Consider the following 1,233-nt stretch of genomic DNA (forward strand, 5'->3'; position numbering starts at 1 on the left):
CTGGTGCGGCTGCTGGAGGTCCGCCGTGCCTACCCGGAGCTGCTCGCGCTCCAGGCTTCGTTGGAGGCACAGGGGGCGGAAGCGGGCCTGCGCGAGGGGGTGGGCGCGGTGCTGGTGAGGGCGGCCCTCTTCGCCCTGGAGCTGGACGCGTGCGAGCGGACGTTGGAGGCCATGCCCGCCTCCGGCGGCGCGGAGGTGTTCTTCCAGCAACTGCTGGCGTGGGCGGCGTTGCGCTACTTCCAGGGCCGCATCGAAGAGGCGCTGGAGTTGTTGGACGGCGCCGCCGCGGCCTCGGAGGACCGGCGGGCGCGGGGCTGGTGCGCCTACTCACGCGCGTTGATGCTCTGGCTCGACGGGCGCGACAGCGAGCTGGCCGAGCCGGTGGAGCGCGGCATCTTCCTGTTGGAGGACGCGCGCGCCGACTCGCGGGGGGCGCTGGTGACGGCCATGTCCGCGGGCATCTTCAGCCGGCTGGGCCGCTTCGCGGAGGCCGAGTCGGCGCTCACGGAGGCCTGGGCGCGCATGGAGGACCTGGGCGCTCCCAGGTTGGCGCTGGAGCTGGACTGCATCGCCGCGTGGGTGCTGGCGGAGCGGGGGCCTCGCCGGGACGCGCTCGTGGCGTTGCGCAAGGTGGAGGCCCGCGCGGAGCGGGGGGGCTACCTGTTCATCGCCCTGCTGTGCCGCGCTGGCGCGGGCCGCGTGTTGCTGGAGCTGGGCCGGTGCGCCGAGGCCAGGGCGCTGCTGGAGGCGCTGGAAGGAGACATTGGCCGCCTGCGGGTGCTGGGCATGTCGCGGGCCGTGGCGTCGGCCCGGCGCATGGATGTGCTGACGGTGGAGACGTGGCCCACCCGGGTGGAGCCGCGAGAGGTCCGGCCAGGAGTCGCGGCCCGGCAGCGGGCGCTGGTGGCCCTGGAGGCCGCGCGGCGCGGCGACGAGGTGCTGGCGCTGGGCCTGCTCGTGTCGATGGAGTCGCTGGTGGAGGGGACGGACTTCGCGCTGGAGCGCGCGCTGGGCCACCTGGCGCGCGCGTGTCTCCACCGGCAGCACGGGCGTGAGGTGGAGGCTCGCGACGCGCTGGCGTCCGCCAGCCGGAGCGCCGCGGAGGGTGGGGTGGACCCGGAGGTGGTCCCCACGCTGGCGAGCCACGTCTTCACGGACGCGGCGGCGCTCCGCTCCAGCGCGCCCGGGGACGACGGTGGGCCCTCCGGCGCGGCGGGCGGGGTGGTGCTGGAC

Annotated in this window: 1 protein-coding gene; it reads left to right on the forward strand. The window is 76.0% G+C overall.

The features are described 5' to 3' along the window. Positions 1-1,233: hypothetical protein (locus tag G4D87_RS37940; protein ID WP_163787614.1), on the forward strand; the 1,233-nt coding region annotated here is incomplete at both ends.

The sequence above is a fragment of the Myxococcus vastator genome (genome assembly GCF_010894475.1).
Lineage (GTDB): Bacteria > Myxococcota > Myxococcia > Myxococcales > Myxococcaceae > Myxococcus > Myxococcus vastator.